Source organism: Trichocoleus sp. FACHB-591 (assembly GCF_014695845.1).
GTDB lineage: Bacteria > Cyanobacteriota > Cyanobacteriia > FACHB-46 > FACHB-46 > Trichocoleus.
Map to the genome: position 1 here is coordinate 35,954 of NZ_JACJPA010000013.1, position 25,950 is coordinate 61,903.

At 50.6% G+C, this 25,950-nt stretch carries 17 protein-coding genes; 4 read left to right on the forward strand and 13 right to left on the reverse strand.

Going from position 1 to position 25,950, the window contains the following annotated elements; translation table 11 throughout:
• Positions 1 to 8: 8 nt before the first annotated feature.
• From H6F90_RS00825 to H6F90_RS00855, 7 genes are all read right to left on the reverse strand, one after another.
• Complete coding sequence (locus H6F90_RS00825; protein ID WP_190549366.1) at positions 9 to 680, reverse strand: 2OG-Fe(II) oxygenase; 672 nt, start codon at positions 678 to 680, stop codon at positions 9 to 11.
• Positions 681 to 746: 66 nt separating this feature from the next.
• Positions 747 to 2,078 carry a DNA repair exonuclease gene (locus H6F90_RS00830; protein WP_190549369.1) on the reverse strand — a complete coding sequence of 444 codons (1,332 nt, stop codon included), beginning with the start codon at positions 2,076 to 2,078 and terminating at the stop codon, positions 747 to 749.
• A 65-nt stretch (positions 2,079 to 2,143) separates the two neighbouring features.
• Positions 2,144 to 2,782 (reverse strand): hypothetical protein, encoded by a 639-nt coding sequence (locus H6F90_RS00835; RefSeq protein ID WP_190549371.1) that lies wholly within the window; start codon positions 2,780 to 2,782, stop codon positions 2,144 to 2,146.
• A 291-nt stretch (positions 2,783 to 3,073) separates the two neighbouring features.
• On the reverse strand, positions 3,074 to 4,057 hold the full coding sequence (locus tag H6F90_RS00840) for an RNA polymerase sigma factor, RpoD/SigA family (protein ID WP_190432542.1): 984 nt from the start codon (positions 4,055 to 4,057) through the stop codon (positions 3,074 to 3,076).
• A 633-nt stretch (positions 4,058 to 4,690) separates the two neighbouring features.
• Positions 4,691 to 6,466 carry an ATP-binding protein gene (locus H6F90_RS00845; protein WP_190549373.1) on the reverse strand — a complete coding sequence of 592 codons (1,776 nt, stop codon included), beginning with the start codon at positions 6,464 to 6,466 and terminating at the stop codon, positions 4,691 to 4,693.
• 445 nt (positions 6,467 to 6,911) lie between these two features.
• The gene (locus tag H6F90_RS00850) at positions 6,912 to 7,349 is read right to left on the reverse strand and encodes a hypothetical protein (protein ID WP_190432548.1); all 438 of its coding nucleotides are present in this window, start codon (positions 7,347 to 7,349) and stop codon (positions 6,912 to 6,914) included.
• Positions 7,350 to 7,665: 316 nt separating this feature from the next.
• A complete protein-coding gene (locus H6F90_RS00855) occupies positions 7,666 to 8,463 on the reverse strand; it encodes a glutathione S-transferase family protein (protein ID WP_190549375.1) in 798 nt (265 codons plus the stop codon).
• Between the two features lie 351 nt (positions 8,464 to 8,814).
• On the opposite strand from H6F90_RS00855, the gene H6F90_RS00860 reads away from it, so the two are divergent.
• The 3 genes from H6F90_RS00860 (at position 8,815) to H6F90_RS00870 (ending at position 11,285) form a co-directional block, all read left to right on the forward strand.
• On the forward strand, positions 8,815 to 9,645 hold the full coding sequence (locus H6F90_RS00860; RefSeq protein WP_190549377.1) for a hypothetical protein: 831 nt from the start codon (positions 8,815 to 8,817) through the stop codon (positions 9,643 to 9,645).
• 257 nt (positions 9,646 to 9,902) lie between these two features.
• Positions 9,903 to 10,382: a hypothetical protein gene (locus H6F90_RS00865; protein WP_190549379.1), complete on the forward strand. Its 480-nt coding sequence runs from the start codon at positions 9,903 to 9,905 to the stop codon at positions 10,380 to 10,382.
• The gene (locus tag H6F90_RS00870) at positions 10,383 to 11,285 is read left to right on the forward strand and encodes a 3'(2'),5'-bisphosphate nucleotidase CysQ (protein WP_370587910.1); all 903 of its coding nucleotides are present in this window, start codon (positions 10,383 to 10,385) and stop codon (positions 11,283 to 11,285) included.
• A gap of 9 nt (positions 11,286 to 11,294) precedes the next feature.
• Here the strand turns inward: H6F90_RS00870 and H6F90_RS00875 are convergent, their stop codons facing one another.
• Complete coding sequence (locus H6F90_RS00875) at positions 11,295 to 14,165, reverse strand: tetratricopeptide repeat protein (protein ID WP_190549381.1); 2,871 nt, start codon at positions 14,163 to 14,165, stop codon at positions 11,295 to 11,297.
• 76 nt (positions 14,166 to 14,241) lie between these two features.
• Between H6F90_RS00875 and H6F90_RS31010 the strand changes: the two genes are divergently transcribed.
• The gene (locus H6F90_RS31010; RefSeq protein ID WP_255524951.1) at positions 14,242 to 14,367 is read left to right on the forward strand and encodes a hypothetical protein; all 126 of its coding nucleotides are present in this window, start codon (positions 14,242 to 14,244) and stop codon (positions 14,365 to 14,367) included.
• Between the two features lie 91 nt (positions 14,368 to 14,458).
• Here H6F90_RS31010 and H6F90_RS00880 read toward each other — a convergent pair whose 3' ends face one another.
• From H6F90_RS00880 to H6F90_RS00900, 5 genes are all read right to left on the reverse strand, one after another.
• Positions 14,459 to 18,460 carry a CHAT domain-containing protein gene (locus H6F90_RS00880; protein ID WP_190549383.1) on the reverse strand — a complete coding sequence of 1,334 codons (4,002 nt, stop codon included), beginning with the start codon at positions 18,458 to 18,460 and terminating at the stop codon, positions 14,459 to 14,461.
• A gap of 341 nt (positions 18,461 to 18,801) precedes the next feature.
• Entirely contained in the window at positions 18,802 to 19,875 is a 1,074-nt protein-coding gene (locus H6F90_RS00885) for a WD40 repeat domain-containing protein (RefSeq protein WP_190549386.1), read from the reverse strand.
• Between the two features lie 3 nt (positions 19,876 to 19,878).
• Complete coding sequence (locus H6F90_RS00890; RefSeq protein ID WP_190549388.1) at positions 19,879 to 23,151, reverse strand: CHAT domain-containing protein; 3,273 nt, start codon at positions 23,149 to 23,151, stop codon at positions 19,879 to 19,881.
• A gap of 132 nt (positions 23,152 to 23,283) precedes the next feature.
• Positions 23,284 to 24,207, reverse strand: coding sequence for a glycosyltransferase family 2 protein (locus H6F90_RS00895; protein ID WP_190549390.1), 924 nt, complete (start codon positions 24,205 to 24,207; stop codon positions 23,284 to 23,286).
• Between the two features lie 36 nt (positions 24,208 to 24,243).
• A complete protein-coding gene (locus H6F90_RS00900) occupies positions 24,244 to 25,866 on the reverse strand; it encodes a glycosyltransferase family 39 protein (protein WP_190549392.1) in 1,623 nt (540 codons plus the stop codon).
• Positions 25,867 to 25,950 lie beyond the last annotated feature (84 nt).

The window sequence follows — 25,950 nt, forward strand, 5'->3', positions numbered from 1 at the left end:
TGCTACTTCTATGATTCACTGCGTACCCAACCATTTAAGGTAAATCGGCTATCTGCAAAGACTTGAGATGGACAGCGAACAGGAAGAATTTCATGAGCATAACCGCTCTGAAAAAAGACGATGCTATTGTCAATCGGCTCAATCGTTTGAAAAGAGTCGGCTACGACAAATTTATTCTCCTCAGACTTACAATCATAGATTCGCAACTCGCCTCCTGAGAATAGTTTAGGTTTTCGATGCAAGTAGTAGATGTAGCTAATTTGTCGGCTTGCAGATTCAGGAGAATCTTTATCGTTATGGGTAATGTAATAATTACCGTCGTTATAAGCGGTTAACTGAGCTTCAATTTGAGAGATAGGGAATAAAGGTAATCCTAGTTGGCTCAAGACATCGGGCAGGAGTAGTTCCACCAAAGATGTCATCGTATCTGCGAATTGTGGAAATGAGTAGAGAACTTTGGCTTGTCGATAAGTTAGATCTGCTGCTTGAACTCCGGCTGCCACAAAATTTGGCTCTTGCTGCAACACGTATTTGAAGAGCTGATCGCGCTCTTCTATAGGTAAGAAGTCTTTGATTCGTAGATAATTTGCAGGAACAATCACATTCGCTCTAGCAGTAGCAGAACCAGTAGTTGGCACGATAAAGCCCTCAGCTGAAGCTTGCTGCGGAGTAAAGTTCATAAATATCTTTCCTAGTGTTGAAACTGAAGACAAAACGGATGTCTTTAGCGTACCCACGCTGCCACTTTAGATGACTTCTGAAGCATCAAGCAGCGTATTGCGCTGTAGAGCATTCACTAGACTGTCTGTTGTAGTGGTTAACAGTTGTTGGGCAAGTTCGTAGAGTTCGGTTTCGGGGCGGCTGTCGAGCACTAAGTCTTTCAGTTCTACTAAACCTTTGGCGATCGCTCCTGCTTGATCTTGGTAGGCATTATTGGCAGCTAACAAATCGGTGTAGGCTTGTAGCTCAATTGCAGTTCGATGGGGCGGTTCCTCGCCGTTGCCTATCATTGGCGTTTCGTATTCAGTGCCAATCGCGTCGTATTTCAGTAAAAAGATTAACGCTTCACTGAGTTGATGCAGCTTATCTCGTAAATCGCGCACATTAAGGTCTAAGCGATTGAAGCCGACCTGACCGTAAATTCGCAATTCCACGATCGCCGCTTGGGTTTTGCCAGATTTCGCGGCGGCTTGGATGTGGGCGATCGCTGCTTGTTCCAGTTCTGCTTGCGTTTGCTGCTTATTTGCCTCCAGATTGAGACGGATCATCCGGCGCTGATAATAATCTTGCTTTAGCTCAGCTCGGATTCCCGTCCCGTTGATCTCGACTAGATAGGCACCACGAGGGGTTTGCTGGAGATTTTCAGCGATGCTATTGGCTTCAATCGAGCCAGGGTTAAAAATCCAGCCTTCTAGTTCGTAGTTCTTGTGGATATGACCTAAAGCTAGATACTCCACTCCTGCTTCCCGCAAAGGATTTACAGCTTCTAGCCTCAGCGCCCCAGTATAACGAGCAATCTGGCCATCCATGCCGTGATGAAACATCATGACGGTGTGTGGTGGTCCTGGTGGCAATTGCTGAATGCTATGGGCCAATTTTTCAATCATTTGGGGAGCGGACGCGCCATACCAACGGGAGCCTAAAACCCGCACCCCGCAGGGCAAATCAATATAGCCGCCTGCTTTGGCTTCTGGGGTCCAAGGGTCAAAGAGGTTTTCGCCATCTTCCGCGTCTTCCTTGGGTTCTAGCAGAATCACATACTCCCAGTCGGCCATGTAGCGCAGCCAACTGGTTTTGGTAGCGTAGGGGCGGTTGTCATGGTTGCCCTCAATCGCTAAGACTGGGATACCCGCTTCTCGCAGCATCTCAAAGCAAACCTGGGCTTGGTTCAGCACTGCGGGCAACACCTGCCGATGCTCAAACAAGTCGCCCGCAATTAAGACAAAATCAACTTGCTCATCAATGGCGTAACGCTCCAACACATCGCGAAAAGCTAAGAAGAAATCTTTGGTGCGCTGGGGAGTGTCGTAGCGATCGAGCCCTAAATGCACATCGGCAACGTGGAGAAAGCGAGGCATAACCAGATTGATAGCGTGGCTTTCCCCAGTCTACCGAGCCTTCACTGAGCTAGCGAGCAAATGTTCTATTTAGCTTGATTTTTTTGGGAGTTGGTCTGACACATACCCAAGATGCGCTGGTCGTTGGTGCTGACCTTAGCTAGGCGCTGGAAGCCTTGCAAGCCAATTTCGGCTACAGCAGGCTTATTGCTATTGGAAGCAATGGTGCTGTTTTGCTCCAAGGCGATCGCGAAGGGATGCGTGGTTTTCTCGTAGGTATCAACCACGTTCAACGCTAATTTGCCTGGCTCAAAACTGCCAGAGAAACAATCGAAGGACGATCGCGGCATGTAGAATGCGCCAACGACTTTGCCTTTAGTTACCTGAAACACCATGTAAGCACTACCAACTTGCTCTGGCTCGGCTGCCTCACCATATAGATAGGTACCGTCAGCCAGAGGACTATTCTTGCTGTTCGCAGAGCTTTTAACAGTGTTTTTGTTAGGAGCTGCTTGCTTGGCGATCGCTTTGGCGGTTGGTGCTGGAGTTAGGGGTTGCCGCTCCAGCTGGCGTACCGACCCAGCCGCAGAGGTAGACTCAGCTGCGTTCGCAGCTTGTAACCCAACACCTGAGAGACTCGTTAGCAGCAAAATGCCCAAAGCTGGCTGGGTGATGCGTTGCAGAGTACGCCACGGCGAGAGAGAACGGATGCATGGATTGGTCACCGTAGTTTCCTCCATCAAGACTCAACGACAAACCTCAATACTCACACCGTAACCCAGAATACCTGTACAACTGTTCAATCAAATGGGAGAGTTAGTTGCTATCTAGAGGTAGGTTTCTGGGAGTTGCGAGGACACACCCAAAAGGGTGTTGCTAAGGTTACTGTTCAGTTCTACAAGAGTTTAGTTCCCGATTCCTGACCGCAAGTTCAATATCTTGTTCAGAACTTTAAATAGATAAAAATAAGTAGATAAAAAAACAGGGACACGCTTGAGCATCCCTGTTTAGAGTGGTTAGCTAGCCAAGTACTCACGTACGCTCTCCTGACGACGGCGCAAGTGATTGAGGGCTTGGTGCTCTAGTTGGCGCACACGCTCACGACTAATGTTGAGGCGTTCACCGACTTTGGCGAGAGACAACTCTTTGCCATCATTCAGGCCGAAGCGGAGGGTCAAAACTTCTCGCTGTTGCGGGGTGAGTTCTGCCAACAAGTCTTGCAAGTCTTGGCGGAGCAACTCCTGAGTCATATTGTGCTCAGGCGATGGCCCTTCGTCTTCCAAGAGGTCTTGCAGTTCGGTGTCTTGGTTGTCACCGACACGAAGATCTAAAGAAACGGGTTGACGAGACATCGTCAGGTATTCCCGAATTTGCGCAGGCTCTAGCTCTAGAGCTTCCCCAATCTCAGCAGGGCTAGCAGCCCGACCTAATTTCTGGGCTAGCTCACGCTGCACCTTCTTGATCTTGTTCAGCTTCTCGGTGATGTGGATGGGCAAACGGATAGTCCGAGCTTGCTGAGCGATCGCGCGAGTAATGGCTTGGCGAATCCACCAGTAGGCGTAGGTCGAGAACTTGTAACCACGAGTCGGGTCAAACTTTTCTACACCACGCTCTAGTCCTAGGGTGCCTTCTTGGATCAAATCCAGGAACTCCAGGTTGCGCTTCTGGTACTTCTTCGCGATCGCCACGACCAAGCGCAGGTTCGCTTCAATCATCTTTTGCTTGGCTCGGTGGCCCTGACGCAGAGTTTTTGTCAACTCTTCTTCGCTGAGCTTAGCTTGCGCTGCCCACTCCGCTTGAGTTGGCTCATGACGCAACTTTTTCGCCAGCTTTTCCTTGGCTTCTAATAGAGACATCATCTGCTGGACCTGCTTCCCAAACACAATTTCTTGTTCATGGGTTAGCAGAGGCACTCGTCCAATTTCATGGAGGTAGGTGCGTACCATGTCAACGGTGAACATGGGATTAGCAGTCTTTGTTTTAGAATTGGCAGTAGGCATGGATCTGTGATGAACTCAGTAAAAGTAGATTAAAGAGAAGTGGGGGCGACATTAGAGAGCGATTGAAAGCTTGAAGTGGGAACGGGCAGCCAACCAGACACAATAAGCAAGCTCTTCCCCGACCAACCTCAAATCGCCTAGGTCAGAGAAGTCCAAATGCAGAGGATAAAGCTAACCTCTGTCTACAGGTGATGAATTAGCTTAAAACTTCGTGCCCGTAACTTTCAGGATGCAGGTGGACCCGATTCCATATTATTTGACCTAAGTAGTGGCAAGAAACTCTAAAAGGTCGTACTCAGTATGAGTTTACTTTACTCGATTGTGCTATAAGTTTAGACTCCAGGAAAGCAAAAAAGATTCATCCTAGAGTATGATCCCGTTAGGCAAAACCGAAGAATCTACTGGAAAATTTTCTATTCTAGCTCTAACTTTAGCGAAGTGACATTTCTGTAGCTATGCTCTAAGCAGTTCTTCTACTATAATGGCGCAGTTTTCCCTGACCGAAGGGCCGTTTAGCATAGGGAAAACCGAACTGATTCAGAGGCTTTTTAGGGAGAAAGCCTCATTGATTAATGCAAAGATGTAGCCTCTATCCGGGTCTTTTGCCCATTGGGCTCGAAAAATCTCACAGGACTAGAAACCTAAGTCCGCTTTGGCAGACTCTGCGGCTTTGAAGACTGCCGCTGTAGGCATCTCTTCCCAGGGTACATCCCCAATCTCGGCATAAAAGGTTTCGTCGTAAGGGCGAGTGCGAATGACCACAGGCATCGGCACTGCATGGCCTAGGATTAGAGCTTGCTGTTTTGAGTCTAGCTTAGATAATACGGAACGGAGGCTTTGCGCCCCCGACACTCCGGTAAAGATGGCATCAATATCCTTCTCGTCGTTGAGGAGCGCGGTGATGCGGGTGCCAATCTGAGACATGACTTCGTTGTCGATCCCTGAAGGTCGTTGGTCTACTACCAACAAGGTGACGAAGTATTTCCGCATCTCACGGGCAATCGTGCCGAAGATGGTTTGGCTGACGGTGCTAGGGTCGAGGAAGCGGTGCGCTTCTTCAATTGTGATGACTAACTGCTGAGGGCGATCGCTGGGGTTCTTGCTCTGTAAAAACTTCTCGGCTTTTTGCACATAAGCAGCGTGAATTCGGCGGGCAATTACATTCGTCGCCAACATATAGGAGAGCATGTTTGACTGCGAGCCAAACTCAATCACCACATGCTTGCCCGCATCAATGGAATCGAGAATTTGACCCACGTAGTTGTGCGGGCAGGTATTGCGAATATATTTCAGTTCTTCTAGACGGTTGAGTTTGCGCTGCAATGCCATGATGGAAGACTTGCTGCCCATCTTGGTTTCACAAAACTCCTGAATTTCCATGTTGCTCATAGAGAGCAGGCGAGTAATCCAAGATTTGCCAAACTCATTGCGGAGAATAATGGCGTTTTCTAGGCTGGCTTCCGAGAGGTTGAGTTCTCCGCGTACCAGCATTAAGTCTTCCACATCAATCTGGTCAAAGCTGATAAAGAGATCTTGAGCGTCTCGGACTCCACGGCGCTTAGTGGATTCGGGGTCGAGGGTGTAGATCTGCACCTGACCAGGGAAGAGTTGCCTGAGCCCTTTCACGGTGCTGAACTGTTTGCCTTCCCGGACGGCTTCCCAGCCATACTCCGAGTGCATATCAAAAATCAGGTTGACTCCCGCTTGTTTGCGGATAATTCCCGACAGTAACAACCGAGTTAGAAAAGATTTCCCGGTCCCTGATTTCCCAAATACACCATTACTACGTTCGACGAAGCGATCTAAATCGACGCAGATAGGCACGTCCATATCAATCGGTTGCCCGATCGCAAAGTTGCGTCGATGGGGGTCATCTTCCCAACCAAAAACGGCTCGAAAATCCCGCTCGCTGGCTTCATGCACCTGGCTGAAGTGGCTGGGAATGGTCTTGACGGGCATTAATTCGATCGTGCTGCTGCTTTGAGGCGTGAGGGAAGCGAGCAGTGGCAAGCTGGCTGTAGAGTCACTTTTATCTTCGGCGGCACGGGCAGTTTTGCCGCCTTTAGTTTTCTTGGCCTTACTGCTGGCCGAGTAACTAATAGGCTCTTCTGGTTCGGGTGTAAACATCAACATTGGAGTTAAGTCGATGGTGCCGAACGTGCCCGTTCCTGCTAGAACTTCTTGGAGAAAGGTATTGCCTGGATCAGGAGGATTAGCGAAAATCCGGGTGCTGGCGGTTCCAAGGGTTACGTCGGTCAACATGCAGAAGAACCGCGATCGCGCTCCTTGAACGACCAAGAATTTGCCCACTCGCATGTCTTCTACAGAGACATCTGGGTGTAAGCGAACTTCGAGTCCTTGGCTAAGGGAGCCTTGAATGACTGAACCTAAGGGTTTATCTAAATCCATTTATAAACTCGCTAGTCTCCCTTGCTCACACCTGGACGGGTTGATGGAGGCAAATGATTTTAGACCAATAATTCCTCAACCTTTTGAATTATCTTAGGTCTAATTCATTCAAGTAATACTAATTCTAGTTATTTTAGGGCTTAAAAGTTATATGGCAATGCTTCTGGTTCTAATACTTAAATGTTTTTGTAGAGGGATTTATCAGTTAAGCGATCGCTGCACTTAATCTTGCGTTGCTCCTCAGAAAATCTCTTTTCAGAAAAATTTTGATTGTCATTGGTTTCATCCATGAAAAAAGGTGAAGGATCTCTAACGAAACCCTTCACCTTTACTAAAACCAAAAGATTATATAGCCATCCTAAATGGATTAGCGAGGCACATCCCTCCAGAGCGTGCCTCGCTAATCGACCAATCTCATAAACTACTTAGGACTTCATTAGCTGAGTTACGGTTGAGCGGGAGCGGTCTCTCCTGTAGAAGTGGCATCTCCTGTAGGAGCGGCACTATCAGCGGGAGTGGTTTCCGCAGCAGGAGCTTGTGGTGCCGCAGGGCTCGGAATGCTGACGTTCACATCTGGGGCTGGTGGCGCTTCTACTTTAGGCAATGTGATATTAACGTCTGGTGGTTTCACATCTGGGGCTTGAGGCTGAGGAACTGGAATTTCTTGGGTGCGCTCAATAATCGTTTGGTTGCCCGCAGGAGCTGAGTTGTCTGCTCCGCGGTTAAATAAGAAGAAAGCACCGAGTCCCAAGCCAAGCAGGGAGGTTAAGAGGATTCCTGTCATCAAACCGCTAGCAGCACTATTATTCTCACGAGCGATTTGATTTTCTCGGCGTAATTCTTGGTTGTAAATTTCTCTATCTCGATCGCGCAAGTTTGTCATGGTTTTTTACAGAACTCGGTATTAGTAAAAAAATCAGGTAACAAAACTGAAGTTTTAACATTCCGAGATTAACGACTGGATTGGCGCAGATCGCTCTGTCTGAAGGCTAAGTCTGTCTATTTCAGAAGGGTGATTGTACGGGGTTGCTTGGTGTAAAAATGATTTTTAAGTTTGGGCGGAGTTTGTCTACTGGTGGAATTAAGAGCTTGGGAACACTTGCCCCCAAACCCCCGCTGAAGGAAGGCTGCGTCCTCCAGACCTCCTCCAGAAGGGGTTTAGGGTGCTGAGTTTTTCTCTACGTGTAAAAGGGTGGGGGCTACTCGATGTCAATTGAGGTGGGTCTGGTGCTACTGGAGGAAGTGGTAGCGGGGGTGAAGGATTTGCGGTATTCAGTGTAAAGGCGATCGCGCCAGTTGAAGAAAGGCTCGAAGGTGCCGATATCTGCAACTCCAGGGACTCCTTTACCTTTGAGTCCTTCAGGGATGTCGAGGTAAGGGCCAGAGGGGAATTTGATGTACATGCTCAGCCCTGCTACAGCAAAATCCGCTAGGGTAGGCTGGTCGGAAATTAGATACGGGTGATCGAGCAGGATAAAGGTCAGGGCTTCTAGGTTTTGCCTGAGTGAGGCTTTGGCGCTATGCAAAGCATCGGGTCCCATGCCAACCCCAAAGCTCAGCACGTCTAACACTTCGCTAGGAACTGAGCCGATCAAGTTTTTCAATAAGGCAGGCGTAGAAGGGGGTAGAGCGGCGGTGCGGAAGTCGGGACTTTGGCTGAAGGCGGCGAGCATGGCTTTGCGGGCGTTCAGACCTAGGACCTCATCGGCCCAATCTTCGAGCATGAGGCACAGCCCTTTTTGTTTGGGGTCTGTGGGGATAACGGGGCGATCGGGATATTGACGATCGAGATATTTAGCGATCGCCGTTGAATCTGCAATCACTTCGTTGCCATCTTTTAGAACCGGGACTTGGCGTTGCCCGGACATTCGGTAGAGGTCTAACTGCCCAATGCCAGGGGTGACTTCAATCTTGCGATAGGCCAATCCCTTGTAATCCAGGATTAGCCGCACCTTCTCGCAATAATGCGACATCTCAAATTGGTACAACTCCAGCATGATCATTCTCCTGTGCTGTTTACAGCGACGACCCATCCGCCTTCCAAGGTAGCAGGCTCCTTCAGAAAAGGCACTTCTGGCGAGGGTGAGGATTTCTAGTCTAGAAGTTCTACCTGGGAGTTCTACCTTTGGGTAGGTTGGTTTTGTGGTGTGTCTCGCCTAGGGGCGATCGCTCAGCAGCTCTTTGGTGGCTTCTCACCATCTATCTCTTACTCTTAGCTCGGGTTAGATCCCACTCGTGGCAGAGAATTAAAACCACTCAGACTTCTACACTCAAATTTGTATAGGAGCTGACATTTTTAGCCCAAGTTTTTGAAATCACTAATCTCTTTACGGGAACCCGAGGTATTTATGAGCGCTCAGAATTTTTTCTCATTTAAGAAAGTAGTTAGTCTAGCTGGTGTGGCTGGCGTCAGTGCTTTGTTGGGATTGCCCGCAGTAGCCCAAATGGAATCTAGCCCTGCTAACTCCAATAGCCCCACTCAGTGTGTACCCAGCACGGGCCAAGTTACTCCTAGCGATAGCCCCACGGGTGGAGCCACGATGGAGCAAATGCAAGCAAGTGGCACTCAATCGATGGATCAGTCCAACATCAACATGAGCTCACCTTACAGTGGGTCTGAGCGAGCTAACTCTAGCTACCTGGGTTCGCAGAATCTGCAAGCAAATCAGTCAAACATGAGTGGTAATTCCTCTGCTGCAGGCATGTCTTATAGAAGTGCTGAGGTGGCTCCAACCTATGGCCCCGCAGGTGGATACACAATGGAGCGTTTGCGGGAATTAGATGGCGAGCGTGTTGCTAGCGCTGACATGCGTAATACAACTCAGTCCTTCAACTCGTCTTACCAATCTAACTATCAAGCTAACCGCTTTACCCCTAGTGCAGGTGCCACAGCAGGCCCTGCGGGTGGTTATACAGCAAACAGCTTGAATAACAACAACATGCCGATGAATAACAGCATGGCGATGAACCAATCGGGTGAGAACCAATACAGTGGCAGCAATACCATGCGTCCTTTGCCCGGTTCCATGAGTTCCGATCGCAACCGTCCTGCTGACGAGATGACCGCAGAAGTTAGCCAGAGCCTCGACAACCAGAGCAACTCTATCTATCGAGTTGGCCCCAGCAGTTCTAGCTCCAGCAGCCAGTACAACAGCGGTAGCGCCATCGGCGGCTGCTAAATTCGACCTTTGAGCGGGTTAAGTTCTTGGTGCAGCTACAGTTCGAGCAGTGACTCTAGCCAGTAGCTTTACCTAGCCCCTGAAACGCTCAATCACAGACACCAGCGCCAGAGTTGACAGGAGGCTGATTCCTAAGCTCTGGCGCTGTGCTATTTGGGGCAACTGCCGCAATTGCTACGAGGCATTACCAGAGATCCGTTGCGACTCTGTCTCCGTCCTATAATGAGGGCTGATATTGCGCGACTCCCATCTAGGTTATGGAAAGCACTGAAACGACTGGCGGCCTTACTCGCAGGCAACACCTCTGGATTGCAGCGAGCATCTGGACTTTGGTAGGGATTGGTCTGTTTACGATGGGGTTGGTGTTCTGGTTTCACCTGCCCTATCTGGGCTTTCTGGATACCAAGCATCTAGGCTGGGGAGCGGTTGCCTTGAGTATCGGTTTGTTGAAAGGAAAAGTGGTTCTGGATCGGACTGCGAATCGGGTAATCGATCGCGTGGATAGTTTACAGGAGCCAAACCCCTTTAAAAGCATCTTCCAGATGTTTGGAGCCAAAACGATCGCGCTGATTCTCGCCATGATGGGAATTGGGGTAGGCTTACGTCTGGCGGGAGTGAGTTTTGAAATTCGGGGTCTGATTTACATTGCCGTCGGAGCTGCCCTGATGTGGAGCTGTCGTCGTTATTGGATCGCTTCGGCTCAAGGTGCAGCAATCGACGTGGCGAAGGAATCCTAAGTGGCAAACTTGCAATCCATTGCTGGCTTTCCGGTCGAATCTGTCTTAGCGATTGCCCGCTCTATTGGCTGGGGTGCGGCTGAAATCCTGCAATCCTATTACCACCCCCATCCAGTTGCGGGGGAGTCAGCTCTAGACTTAAATATTCAAGACCAGGGGGATGGACCTGTCACCGCTGCGGATGTCGCCACCAACCACTACATTCTGAATAATCTGCACGCTGCGTTTGGCACGGTCGAGTTCGGCTACCTGACCGAGGAAACCTTCAAAGCGCAGAATCCCGCTGAGCGGTTGCAGCATACTTGGGTCTGGATTGTGGACCCCCTGGATGGTACGAAAGACTTTATCAAGCGCACCGAAGAATACGCGGTTCACATTGCTTTAGCTCATGCAGGACGGCCAGTATTGGCAGTGGTAGTTTGTCCAGAACTTGGCAAACTTTACTACGCAACTTTGGGTGGTGGCACGTTTGTAGAAACTCGTGATGGTGTGGTGACGCAGCTACGAGTGGCTGAGCGCGATCGCATCGAAGATCTGTCAGTCGTTGTCAGCGGCAGCCATCGTGGGGAAAGGTTGGTCCAGCTTTTACGCCAACTGCCTTGCCAAAACCAACGGGCGATCGGTAGTGTTGGCTGCAAAATTGCGGCGATCGTGGAGCAGCAAGCAGATTTATATATTTCTCTATCAGGTAAATCAGCGCCCAAGGATTGGGATCTAGCGGCTCCAGAATTGATTTTGACCGAGGCAGGCGGCAAAGTCACTCGCTTTGATGGCAGTTTGTTGCAGTATAACCAGGTAGATGTCAGCCAGTGGGGTGGTATCCTCGCCAGCAATGGTACTTGCCACACTCAAATTTGCGCTCAAGCCGAAACCCTACTCGCCGTGATCGACACTTCTAGTTAACGATTGGAGCTATTGAGCTTCACCAATTAAGGTAAAGGCTGCCCAATCTTTCGGGTCAGGATGTTGTTTCATCGTGGCTAACATGGCTTGGCGAAGAGCTTGGGCTTTATCTGGTTGCTGTTGCAGTGTCTGGTAGAACTGCGTCATCAGAGTTGCTGTAGGCGCATCAGGTACTTGCCAGAGGGAGACCATGACGCTGGGGGCACCAGCGGCAATAAAGGAGCGCGAGAGACCTACCACACCATCTCCAGTAATGCGACCACGCCCAGTATCGCAAGCACTGAGAACCACTAAATCAGTGTTGAGCTTCAGGTCAAGAATTTCGCTAGCTGTCAGGAGGCCGTTATCTCGACCAGAAGGAGCTAAGGCGATCGCACCCGGGACCCCCAAACCTTTGAAGTCATCCAATAGCCCGTGGGTAGCTAAATGAACCAGTCGTGTTTGAGACATCTGCTGCAAAACGGCAGCTTTCGTTGCTTGGCTGCCAGTTAGCGCTTGAGTTTCGAGTAGGGCCGCGATCGCCTTGGCTTCTTGCTCCGCCCCAGGGAGGCTGGGGAGCGGTTGAGGGGTGGCACCGAGAGGTAGGCTGACCTTAGGCATTGTTGGATTACCAACAATTAGGGTAGGATTTCCTCTCTGGCGGTTTGCTTGCTGTAGGCGTTGCTGTTGCTGATGCGTCAGGTCTAGGACTTGGATGGAAGGTGCGGTGAGAACAGTGTGTTGCTCGATCAAGTAGCGACCGTTACTGGCTTGCAAGGCAGGAAAAGGGACCAAAAACAGGGCTTCTTGGGGCAGAAAGGTAACGTGGGCGTTAGGGTCAGTAGGCAGGAGATCTGTGATCGGCTGAATCAGTAATTGGTGGAGTTGTTGCAGTGGTTGATTGGTTTGGTTGTTCACCTTGGCGATCGCTCTCGCCACCGTCGTCGTGTCTTCTTGGAACGCCAATCCTCGACCCTTGATGCCGATCGCCCCTCTTGCCTGCGTGACTAGACTTTCCAAGGGGGAAGCAGTATCCGCTGCATTAATTCCTGGCTGAGGCAAACCTTTTAACTCGACTTGGCGAAAACTAATGTTTCCCGTGGGCTGAATCACCCAAATGAATAGCTGTGGAGCTTGCGAAGGAGCGATATCCTGCACGATCGCATATTCCACCAGCGTTGAATTTTGAGTTTTGGCAATCTGCTTGATCTGCGCCAGAGTTGGAGGATTGAGAGCAGGAGTTGTCGTTGAGTTGGTGCTGAGGCGTTGAGCGAGCAACTCCACAAAGGCACGGGCACGACTGCGTTCAGCAATTTCTAAAGCGGGGTTGGTTTGCTTCTGGGCGATCAGCGTTTGCTGCAATGTACCATAGGTTTTCTGTTGCGTTTCAAAGATCGAGACCTTCTCCGCATCCGTTAGCCCCGGACGCAAAGATTCCAAAATCGCGATCGCCTGTCGCAGCGTTTTCTCCGCCTCCGATTGTTGCCCGGAACGATGCAAAATCCGCCCAATACTGCTCAGCGTCACGCCCTCATTGACGCGATCGCCCACCTCCCGATGCACTGCTAGCGCTTGCTGATAGAACTTCAAAGCTTGAGCATTCTGTCCCTGCTGCTCATAGGCGTGGCCCAAGTTGCTCAGCGCCACCCCTTCCCCGGTGCGATCGCCTACCTGTTTGTAGAGCTGCAACGCCTGCTGGTAAAGCTTCAGCGCTTGATCTGTTTGCTTCTGGTTGTCGTAAACCTGGCCCAAGTTATTCTGTGTCGTGGCTTCTCCAGCGCGATCGCCAAGTTCTTGATAAATTGCCAGCGCTTGTTGATGCAGCTTCAGCGCTTGGTCGTATTTGCCCACACTGACATAGACTCGCCCAATATTGTTCAGCGTCGCAGCTTGGCCCACCTTGGTAATCGCTTCCTGGTTGAGAGCATTGCCAATATCCCGCCGCATCGCCAAGCCCGACTGCTGAAACTCCAACGGCTGGGAATATTGCCCCACGATCTCGTATAGCAGTCCCAACTCAGTAAACGCGGTGGCTGCATCCGGGCGATCGCTAAACTTATTGAAAATCGCCAGAGCTTGCTGAGTCGAATCCAGCGCTTCCTTGTACTGCCCAATGCTGAAAAACAGCCCGCCCATATTATTCAGAATCGTCGCCTTCGCCCCTTGGTAAGCAGGCAGCGAATCAAAAATCGTCAAAGCCTGGCGGTAAGCTTCTAGTGCCTTGGCGTACTGCCCCAGATTCACATAGACCACACCCACATTACCCAGCGTTGTGCCTTCCCCCTCGTGATCGCGCCCCTCCCGTTGCAGTTTCAGCACCTGCTGATAGGCTTCCAGCGCTTGCGGATATTGCCCCAACCGGAAATAAACACTAGCAATCTCATTCAGCCGCAGCTTCTCACTGTTGCGATCGCCCAACTGCCGAATGATCCCTAATGCCTTCTGGTAGAACTCCAGTGCCTTGGTGTACTGCCCTTGCTCCCCGTAAGCCATCCCCATGTCATCCAGCGTCGCCCATTCCCCCTCGCGATCGCCAATCTGCTGCCGCAACTTCAGCGCCTGCTGATAGAACTCCAACGCCTTCGGGTACTGCCCCAAACTGTAGTGGTAGACATTGGCAATGTGATTCAGGCTCTGCGCCTCCCCCGCCTTAGCCCCCGTCGCCTTAAAAATCGTGATCGCCTTTTGCAACGTCACCAACGCCTCCTGCGGCTGACCCTGACGAAACTGGTCATACCCCTGCTGATTCAGATAAACCGCCTCAGTAATCTGCGCCTGACTTGTTTCTGACTGCGCCAACACCACCGGAGCCCCCAAAGGATTGAAACGGCCTAACGGCGTGCCACCTGCCAGTAATAAAGCAGCAATAACGAGGCTAAGCGATCGGCGGTGATAGGACATGGTGAGAATTTCAGATAGTGAGTAGGGTCAGCCCTCTCCCCCAGCCTCTCTTCCAATACTGAGCAAGAGGAGCAAGATGGAAGGAAAGCAAGATGAAAACTGGGAGAAACAAGCATTTTTGGAGGAGGTCTGGGGGACGCAACCGTCCCTCAGCGGGGGTTTGGGGGCAAACGCCCCCAATGGCTCGGTTCTCAAAGCCTAAACCAAGCTAGAAATAACGAAGAACACCCCAAAAAACTTCATCTCAATCCTGCCCTACTCCGTAGAACTTCAACCCATAAGTAACAAATTTGTCACTCCGCCTCACCAATCAAAGTAAACGCCGCCCAATCTCTAGGATCTGGGTGCTGCTTCAGCATCGCCAGCATCGCCTGCCGTAGCGCTTGTGCCTTATCCGGTTGACGTTGCAGATTTTGGTAAAACTCCGTCATCAGAGCCGCCGTTGGATGATCGGGCACCTGCCACAGCGACACCACCACACTGGGAGCCCCCGCTGAAATCAGCGATCGCGATAGCCCTACTACCCCATCGCCCGTAATCTTGCCGCGTCCTGTGCCACAAGCACTCAGCACCACCAACTCCGCATTCAGCTTCAAGCCGAGAATGTCATTTGCCGTCAGCAAGCCATCATCCTGACCTGACGGTGCTAAGGCGATCGCACCTGGAATGCCTAGCCCTCGGAAATCATCCAACAAACCATGAGTTGCTAGGTGAATAATCTGAGCATCTCCCATCTTTGCCATCACCGTTGCTTTCGTTGCCGCACTGCCCGTAATTGCCTCTGTGTTGAGGAGCGAAGCAATCATCTTGGCTTCCCGCTCAGATCCAGGCAAGCTATAAAGGGGTTGCGATCGCTCACCGTTTTCACTCGGCAAGTTGGGCATCGTGGGGTTGCCCACAATTAAAGACTGCTGAGGCGATCGCGGTAGTGTTGTGGCGGCAACCTGGGTAGGCTGAGACGGCTGCGCTATCCCTTGGCGTTGCCGTTGTTGGTAGGTGAGTGCCAAAACCTCGATTGCTGGGGCCGTCAGCATCGTATGTTTTTCGATCAGATACTTTCCGGCGGCATCTTGCAAAGCGGGGAAAGGAGCCAAAAAGAGAGAACCTTGAGGAATGAAGACCACACGAGCAGTTGGGTCGCTCGGCAACAGATCCGCGATCGGCTGAATCAACAGTTGATGCAGTTGCTTCAGTTGTGACTGTTGCGTTTGGTAACGTTGGAGTCGCTCCAAGGCACTGGTGACAGCCTCAGTGGTTTGGTTAAATGCCAGCCCTCGCCCTTCAATCCCGATGGAGGCTCTGGTACTAGCAACCAAATCATCTAAAGAGGTTTTTTGCTGCTGCCACAGGGGTTTGAGGTCTACTTGGCGGAACGTTACTTCGCCGTTGGGCTGTACCACCCAGATGTAGAGAGCTTTGTCCTGAATTTGCCGCTGCCCCTCGACCTGAAAAGCTTCTTGAATAATCGAATATTCAACCAAGGTGGCATTTTGGGCGCGGGCAATTTGTTGAATCTGGGCAATGCTGGGAGGTTCTAGATTAGCAGCGCCTGCCAAACTTTTGCTGCCCTGAGTGGGCAACTGCTTTGCCAACAATTCCACAAAAGCACGGGCTCGACCGCGTTCTGCCACTTCTAATGCTGCCTGCGCCTTATTCTGGGCAATCAAGACTTCTTGGAGCGTGCTGTAAGTCGTTGCTTGAGTCTCAAAGATGGAGATCTTCGTCGCATCATCGTTTTGATCGAGTTGTGCCCGTAGCGACTCCCAAACCTTGATCCCTGCAAAAAGCGCTTGCTCTGCTTCAGCCAATTTACCCAGGCGTAACCAAGCATCACCTAGATTGTTCAAGGCATGGCCTTCTCCAGGACGGTCTTGCAACTGCTGCGCGATCGCTAAACTTTGCTGTTGATAGTCAGCCGCTTGTTGGTAGTTTTCCAGGCCATAGTAAGCCAGCCCCAAGTTGCCCAAGGCTCGCCCTTCGGCTAGGCGATCTTTCAGCTCACGCGCGATCGCCAATTGTTGCTCCAGATGCTCAATCGCTTTGGCGTGATCCCCTTTGGTAAAGTAAACCAGTCCCAAATTGCCTAACGATTGACCAATGCCTCGGCGGTCCTGAGCTTTTTGAGCGATCGCTAAACTTTCCTGTGGATATTCCAGTGCCTTGGCAAGGTTGTCTTGGGCGAGATAAGCGATCCCCAAGTTCCGCAGGGTCATGCCTTGCAGTTCTGGAGCATCCAGCGTGCGGCTGATCGCTAAACTTTTCTCGTAGTACTGAATCGCCTTCGTGTAGTTACCCACAGCACTGTAAGCGGCACCCAACCCGCTCAATGCTTCTGCTTCACCTGCTCGGTTCTGTAGTTGCTGAGCGATCGCCAAACTCTGCTGATAGCGCTGAATCGACTGGGCGTAGTTGCCTACGATAAAATAGATGCTGCCTAAGTTATGCAGGGTTTGTCGTTGTTGCTGAGGTTGGTTTTGCTGTTGCGCTAGAGCAAGTTGCTGCTGGTAGCACTGGATCACCCGCCCCTGATCGGTGATGACTCGGTAAGTCGTGCCCTGATTTTCTACAATTTGCCCAACTCGCAAGCAGTCTTGGGTAATAGTTGCGATCGCAATTTGTTGCCCTCCAACAGCAGTTCCCAGAGGGGGATTGGAGCGGGGGCGATCGCTAGCTAGGGCAATGTCTTGCTGTCGAATCGTGCCCGATTTGGGCTGCGGTGTAGCTCCAGGCGTTGCACTGGGAACTTCCGGTGGAGGTGAAGGCGGTACCCCTGTAGTGGCTCCAATGCCTGTTTCAGGCTGAGGCGAGGGCGGAATTCCACTTGATGGTTCAGGTAAAGGATCGGGAGAAACCCCTAATGCTGGTGTACCTATACCTTCAGGTGAGCCTGGTTCAGGATTAATCGGAATATCAGGGGGTACTGGCCCAGCTTGTTGAGTGGGTTTCTCGGAGGGGATAAGTGGAAGGTCCCCTGGAACTTCTGGAATAGCTGGTAGGCTAGCTCCTGGGTCTTCTGGAATGGGTGGCAGGTCAACTTCTGGGATGGATGGGGGGAATGTAATGCCCATCTCTTTATCAATCGGAAAGGGAATGTCTATATCTGGAAGAGGGTTAGGAGAAATTTTGCCACCAGTTCCAGGGTTGCTGACTCTATCACCAGGGTCAATGAGAACTTCGATGTTGCCTCTAATGTAGAAGGTGCTGCCAGTGGGGCTAGTAACGAGATAGGTATTGCCATCAGGCTGAATGCTTAAAGGATTGCCGATACTGTCGTGCACACCTTTGTCAGGTAGCGGGAGAGGTGTATTGCCCAGCGTGACTTTGCCAGCAGCCACAAGCGTGGCACTCCGAGCCGTAGCATTTTGCACCACTACATCTCCTGGCAAAACGGTGAGGCCAGAGCCAGATAAAACTAGCTGCCCGTCTCGGTTGGTGGTGATATTCGTAGCATTTTTGCCGAGACCGCCTGTAAGGAGATCGGGGAGATCCACAATCGGGAAGTCCCAGGGGTTGGGTTGATAGGTGTCAGGAGCGATCGCCTGAATATCTAGAGTCAGCAAACTTTCGGCTTGGCTCAGCCGTACCAAACTGTTACCTGGAACCGCCGCGACGGTGATGTGTCCTTCGGGAGCGGTGAGTTGACCTGTGCTAATCACAGTGCCACCGAGCAACGTTAAATTCTGTCCAGCGGCAACTTCTAGATTCCCGGTATTGATGATCCCGGCGGGTTGGCTCATGCTGAAGGCGAATAAATCTGGTGTGCCGACTAAGCCTTCATAGCTGTTAGGGCCAGAAGCGTTCAGCCACTCTTTACCAAAGCCAATTCCGTTGGCAGTGGTAGCGGTGAAAGAGCCAGGAATGTTGAGACTGGCATTGGCACCAAAGACGATCCCCGCAGGATTGATGAGAAATAAATTGGGACTGCCACCTGTAACTTGAATTAAGCCATCGATCGCCGACAAGTTGCCGCCTACCACCCGTGCCAAAATGTTTTGCGTGGCGGGATCAGCGAGGAAATTGGCCGTGTAGCCTGTTTCGAGAATGAACTGAGTAAAGCTGTGAAACAGGTTCGCTCCGTCTTGCGATCGCTGGCCCCCTGTAATATCAAAGCGGCTACCGTCCGGGGTGACGAGCGTCCCTGTATCATCTGGGGCAGGAAGGATTGGTAAGGCTTTGCCGTCTGGAATCCCACCAGCATGGCTAGATTGGGGCGGAAAAACTGCGGCCAAAACTAATGCGACTAGCAACAAGCTCACCCCGAGGTGGGGCGATCGCAAACGATTTTTCAAGGTCATGGGCTGAGGAAGGGCGGCTGATGAATGGGATCGCTGAACACGTATCTAACTGCATTCGCTCAACCCAGGCTGAAGGTTGTGGGCAAAACACAGTCATTCAAGAGCAGTCGCTAGAACGCTGTACAAAGCAGAACCGAAGAACTGGTAAAACCTTAACTGATCTACTACACCCAGATGGAAGCGGAAGATACCCCAAATATAGACAGCCTAATTGGGGAATCAAAACCCTACTTCTAAAGTATTAGGGTCTGTTTCGGGCAAATTCCGCTTCGCCTATTAGGGTGAACGCTAGCAGATCTCAGCAATCCTCACCGCATACGCAATCGCTTTCTAAGGCGTAATCATGAAATGCCCAGAGCCTGTCTCTGTTCTTTGGAAGCGGGGGCACTAAGAGTCACGTCACGGCCTGTTTGGAGATCCCAAAGTTTGATGATGTCGCCCCAACCGCCACTGACTAACGTTTGACCATTGGAGCTGAGAGCAATCGCCTCGATACTACTGGATTGGCGAGGTAGAGTTTGGGTGAGTTGTCCGGTGGTTAACTGCCACAACTTAATCGTGTTATCGCTGCTGCCGCTAATCAGCGTTTGACCATTGCGGCTCAGCGTCAAAGCGCTAATGGCGGATTGATGACCCATTAAAGTTTGTCTTACTTGACCTGCTGATAAATCCCAGACTTTGATGGTGCGATCGCCATTACCAGTTACAAGTGTTTGACCATCGACGCTAATGGCTAAGGCATTAATGCCAAAAGCGTTATCTGTCAAACTACGCAGCGCTTGACCGTTGCTCAGTTGCCACAGCTTAATCGTATCCCAACTACTGCTCGCCAAAGTTTGCCCGTTAGCACTAATCGCTAAGGCGTAAATCGAGTCTTGGTGCCCCGTCAGAGTTCGCTTCAGCTTGAACTTCTGTCCTCCGTCAGCCACACGCCAAACTCGAATGGTTTTGTCGCCACCACCACTCACTAACGCTTGACCATTAGGACTGAAGGCGATCGCTTCTACCCAATCGGTATGCCCCGTCAATGTTTGTAGCAGTTGCCCGGTGGGTACGCTCCAAAGTTTGATGGTTTTGTCGTGGCTGGCACTGGCGAGAATTTGACCATTGGGACTGAAGGCGATCGCCAGAATGGGTAATGGATGCCCTGCTAAGGTGCGAATTTCTGCTTGAGTTTGCGAGTTCCACAACTTGATTTGCTTGTCATGGCTCACCCCTGCTACTACTTTGCCATCGGCGCTAATGGCTACGGCTGCATGACCTGAGAGAATCCGGGCGATCGCTGAGTTGGGTCGTTCTAGTGGAGGCTGGGTGGGTGGAACTTGGGCGGCTAGGGTGGAATAGGCAAAGCAGCAAGTGGCAGCGATCGCACTAAGACTCATGCTACAAAGGCGAATCATGAGTGGGTTCAGCATGATCTATTCAGCCTCACCCATCAGCGTAAAAGCGGCCCAATCTAGCGGGTCAGGGTAGCTGGCTTTGGTCACGAGCATTGCTTGCCGTAGCGCTTGGGCTTTATCGGGTTGGCGTTGCAGTTGCCGATAGAACTCAGTCATTAAGGCAGCAGTGGGTTCATCGGGCACCTTCCACAACGACACGATCACACTCGGTACACCAGCAGAAATTAAGGAGCGGGATAGTCCCACCACACCATCGCCTGTAATTCTTCCCTGCCCAGTGTCGCAGGCACTTAAAACTACCAGTTCTGCATTGAGCTGCAAATTGAGAATTTCGCTGGCAGTGAGGAGGCCGTCATCTTGGCCAGAAGGCGCTAACGCGATCGCTCCCGGTACACCCAAGCCTTTGAAATCATCTAACAAGCCATGTGTCGCTAAGTGAACAATCTGAGCTTGCGGAAGTTGCTGCAAAATTTTGGCTTTGGTGGCTTGATCCCCGATGAGGGCTTGGGTGCGGAGAAGCGTGGCGATTGCTTTGGCTTCCTTTTCGGCTCCTGGTAGGCTAGCCAGTTGCTCGGCAGGTTCGCCCAACTTTGGACGAATGCTGGGCATGGTGGGGTTGCCGACAATTAAGGATGAAGGAGAAGGGAGAAAGGATGAAAGTGGATCAGTTTTCTTGTCCCTTGCCGCCTGTAAGCGTTGGCGTTGTTGGTGGGTGAGGTCTAGGACTTGAATTGAGGGAGCGATCAAAACAGTATGTTTTTCGATCAGGTATTTGCCGTTGGCATCTTGTAGAGCGACAAAAGGGACGAGAAAGAGAAACTGCTGGGGAATGAAGGTGACGTGAGCATCAGGGTCTTTGGGCAGCAAATCGGCGATCGGTTCGATCAGCAGTTGATGCAGTTGTTGCAAGCGCTTGTTTTCAGCTTCAGCAGCATTCGCATCCGCCGTGGCACGGGCGATCGCCTCGGCATCTTCCTGAAACACTAACCCTCTGACTCCGATGGAACTGCGACTGCGAGCGACTAACTCCTTGAGGGGTTGGGTGGTTGAAGTTGGAGATACTCCTTTTTGCCACAGCGGTTTCAAGTCCACCCGACGAAAGTCCACTTTGCCGTTGGGTTGAATCACCCAAATGAATAATTCTGACTCGCGCAGAGGTTCACCGTTCACATTCCTCTCGTCGTCGTCGATGACGGAGTACTCGACCAGCGTGGTGTTGTGCTGCTTGGCGATCGCTTGGATTTGAGCCAAATTAGGCGGCTGGATTTTGGCGACGGCGTCCGCTTGAGCAGGTAAGCGTTCGGCTAAAAGTTCCACAAATGCTCTGGCCCGACCGCGCTCAGCCGCTTCCAGAGCTGCCTCTGGTTTGTTCTGTGCAGCTAAAGCCTTTTGTAAGAGGCGGTAGGTGCTGGTTTGCTCTTCAAAAAGGGAAATTTTATTGCGGTCGTCATCTCCTAGGCTGGCGCGCAAAGATTCCCATGCTTGAGCACTAGCAAGCAGGCTGGTTTCTGCGGCTGTTAATTGCTTGGCAGCCAATTGAGCGCGACCGAGGTTGCCGAGGGCATAGCCTGCAACGCGTTGATTGCCAATTTTCTGCGCTAGAGTGGCGGCTTTAGCTTGGTAGCTAGCGGCTTTGGCGTAATCCTGTCGCGTGTAATGAGTCCGTCCTAGATTGATCAGCGTGGTCGCCTCCCCAACGGGGTCTTTAGTCTTTTGGGCGATCGCTAGCGCTTGGTTGTAATAAGTTAAGGCGAGTTGGGGTTGTTTCAGGTCGTCGTAGATCAACCCAATGTTGTTGAGAACCGTGGATTCTCCTTCGGCATCTTGGACTTGGCGGAGTAGCTTCAGCGATCGCTGGTAATAATCTAGGGCTGGCTCATAATCGCGACGGTCGTAATAGACGCTGCCAATGTTGGCTAAAGCATAAGCCTCGCGTCCAGGGTCATCCGCTTCTTTGAGAACTGCTAGCGCTTGCTGAAAGCTTTCTAAGGCTTGGTCTAATTGACCTACATAAGAATAGACAGTCCCCAGATTGGCCAAGGTGGTGGCGCGGTCAAAGCGATCGCTATCAGCTTTCAGCCTGGCGAGGGCTTGATTAAAGGCATCAAAGGCAGATTGATACTGGCCCTGTTTGCTATACACCAAGCCCATATTGTTGAGCGTGCGATTTTGGCGGGTATGATCCCCAGTGGACTCTGAGATTGCCAACGATTGTCGGTGATAGTTCAGCGCTTGGACATAGTCGCCGAGCTTGCTGGAGATATTGCCCATGTTGTTGAGCACCGTCCCTTCACCAGCGCGGTTTTTGATCTCCTTCAAGATGGGGAGTGCTTGGTTGAAGGCAGCTAAGGCAGGTTCAAGTTGGCCTGTGGAATTGTAGACCTGACCCATACCCACAAAAATTGCCGCTTGGCTGTAGCGATCGCCTAACTGTTGCGCCAATGGCAATGCTTGTTTGTAAGCCTCTAGCGCTGGTTGTCTTTGGCCTAAGCTGTCGTGTGCAGCTCCCAAGGCCAGCAAAGCCAAGATTTCCTGCTGCCGCTCGCCGTTCTTTTTGGCACTGGCTCTAGCCTGCTCAAACCTCGCGATCGCTTGCTGCACCGAAGCTCTAGAGCCTTGACTCAAGAGGGCTTGCCCTTCCTTCAGCGCTTGCATCGTGGGGCCTAGGGTATTGCTAGACGGTTGGGGCAGTTGGGTCGCGATCGCCGCTTGCTGTTGCTGATAAGCCTTGACCTGGACGAAATCCCCCAACTCTTGCGAGGTTTTGATCAAGCTTTCCAACGCTTGCGCTTGCTTGGGCAGATCCTTGAGCTTTTGGGCTAAGGCCAGAGCAGGTTCCTGGTAGCTCAGCGCTTGCTTGTTCTCGCCAACGGACGCATAAATGGTGCCGAGAGTACTCAGCATTTGCCATTCTTTCTCGGCATCGCCCCACTGTCGTGCTAGTTTCAGCCCTTGTTCGTAGTAGCTGGCAGCAGGGGAAATCTCTTGCTGGCTATAGTGCAGCAAGCCCAGGCAGTAGAGAATTAGAAACTCACCTTCGCGATCGCCCAAACTCCGATAAATCTGAAGTGCTTGTTGCCAAGATGTTTCGGCAGCGGCAAACTCTCTGGCTTCCAGTTGAGCAAAGCCTTGCTTTTGCAGTTGATCCGCTTCGATTTTCTGAGCCGAATTTGGGGTTGCAGGTTTTTGTGTGGCGGTAGGTTGAGCGATCGCCTCAGGAATCGGCAAAATCATCCCAGCAGGCAAGACTAAAGCAAATAACAGCGCAGCAAAGAGTTTGGCAGAGAGCATAGCGATCGGGACAAGCGTCAGAAACTGTTAGTTAAGACCTAGAACTGCATTAACTACAGAGTACTGATGTTGAATTTCTGAAGCTATCCAGATGAATTTTTAGATAGCAGGTAAGTGAGTTGAAGGCAGCACTTAACGTTGGCTGCGCTTATCAATCATGTCTGCTAACAGGGCAAACATGCCAATTTGGGTTGCTGCAATAAACAAGATCATGGTTCGCTCGGTGAGATCTTCTCGCACAAATATGTCTTGAATTAAGGTAACTAAGAATCCTAGAAAGAAGATGCTTGCAACAGGAAGAAAAATTCTTAGAGGAGCGAAGTAGACCCCAGTTCTCAAGATTAACTGGAGAAATCTTAAAGTATCTCGAATCGGTTTAATTTTACTTTTGCCAACTCGATGATAATAATCAATTGGTACATACTGAACTACATAGTTGTTTGTCAGCATGGCAAGCGTAATGGTAGTTGTAAAACTAAAAGTATTAGGCAAGATATTAAGAAAACGTTCCGCAATATCTTTATGAAACACTCGCATGCCACTGTTAATATCAGGGATGCGGCAGTTAGTAATCCATTGGGCGAAGTGCAACAGAAACCACTTGGGAATTTTGCGAAGCTTAGAATATTTGACGTTTTCACCAATTCTCGCACCCACTACCATATCTGCTTGCTGAGCCAGACCCACTAACTCTGGAATTCGCTCATTCGGATACGTGCCATCAGCATCCGTAATTACAATTAGGGAATATTTAGCATGGCGAATTCCCGTTTTTAGAGCCGCACCATAACCTCGATTTTGACTGTGCTGAATCAAGCGAATCCCGGATAGCTCTTGCAGAATCTGACTGGTTCGATCGGTGGAACCGTCGTTGACTACAATAATTTCGTAATGACAACCAGCTGCTTGAAACTGTTGATGTAAGTGTTCTAGTGTGATGGCGACGTGCTGTTCCTCGTTGTAGACCGGAAGAATCAGCGAAAAGGCAGGATAAAGGTTTTGTGGATTGGATGTGGCCGTAGAGATTTCTTTGCCTAGGGATAAACGTTCTGGCATGATTCAGGCCTGGATGGTGGAGCAATACAATGAGTGTTATTTCCTCAGCAAGGCAGGAAGTTTCGTTAGATGAAAGACATTACGAGTTTTACTGAGCGGTTGAGCTTGAAAGTTTTGCGTCTTTTCTAAATTCTCTCGTAGTGGAATAGAGGCGCTGAATAAAAACACATCACTAAACTGGCCAGGAACTTGCGGAACTACTGTTGCGGGTAATAACTGTAGATGAACTTTAGGATCTAGAGAATGGCTTAATGATAGAACGTCGATCGCATTGCTGCTATCACTAATAATTAAAGGATTAGTAGTGCGATCCACAATGCGAGAAAACTCAGGATAAAACCCAGTTTTTTGAATACTCTTATGCCACCAAACCTCAGATTGAGAACTAATTAAACAGCTTAAACTTCCAGCAGCAACTAAAGTCACTAATGCCGTTCTCGCAACTTTGTGTTGGCGCAGTTGACGCGATCGCAAATGAGTGGCGAGATAGTAAGAAACCGCTAATTCGATCGCGATATAACAGGGAGTTAGGTAGCGAAGATTAGTGGAATAGCGGCTTTGTAGAATTAAATCAGCAATGACTAAGGGAAATGCCGTAACCACAATTAAGCTGACAATAAATAGCCAGATGCGCTGAGTGGTATGGCGACAAAGCCAATAGAAGACAACCGCTGCTAACAGAACAAAAATAATATTCGCAGAACCAAGTTCAGTATCGACAAAAACTCGATTCAGGTTGATGAACCATTTACCAATGATGGTATGCAAAGTTTGAGCACGTCTAACTCCCTCAGTGGCAGCATGGACTTGTGCCCAGTTACGAACCACTAGAACGATCCAAGGCAGAAAGGTTGCGAGTCCTGCGATCGCGGCTAAAGCAAAAGATTTGAAAGTTTTGAATAGGCGATCGCGTTGAGTCGCTAGCAGGTAAACTCCATGAGCGATGGGAACTAAACCTGCTAAGGCATGGGTGTACAGACTCACACTAACTGCGATCGCATACAATCCCCATGCCTGCTTGGTTTGAAGTCGTAATGCCCGCAAGAAACTAGCGCTAGAAAATAAAACCGTGACTGCCCAAAGGCTGTACTCTCTCGCTTCTTGGGCATAAATCACATGAAAAGGGGCGATCGCAATCAGAGCGCAGGCGATCGCGGCGGTTAAGGAAGACTCGAAGAGTTCTAAGCAAAGCCAATAGATGCAGGGAAAGGCGAACAGGCTGATCACAACGGGTAAACTCCGCATCGCTGCAACCGAGCTGCCAAACCCGTCACTCCAGAGGCGGGCCAACAAGTAATAAAGCGGTGGGTGCTCCGCATTGCCAGCTAGTGCCGTGAGCGTGTCGCCCCAACCTTTATCCGGGCTGGGGTGTTGATATTTTTGCAGCGCTGCTACCTCAACGACCTGGCCATTAAAGGCTTGCTGTACTAATTCTGTTTGGGTGTAGCCAAACACTCGCAGCGAAGTCAGCGCTTCATCATGCCAGTAGAGTTTGCGGTCTAAGTTAACGAAGCGAAAGCAGAGACCCAACAGGAGCGATGTGAGTAGCAAAAGCTTCAGCCAGATAGGATACCGTTTCCCACCTAGTCGAAACTGTTTGCGGACCTTAACCTCGGTAGCGCCCCTGAGGGAAGTGGCGGATGCAGCCCTGGATGCCATGCCAACTCCCTTAATCCAGATGTAGTAGGATTGCAAGAATATTAAATCCTTGCCAGAAGTTTACAGTAATTTTAATTGCCTGCG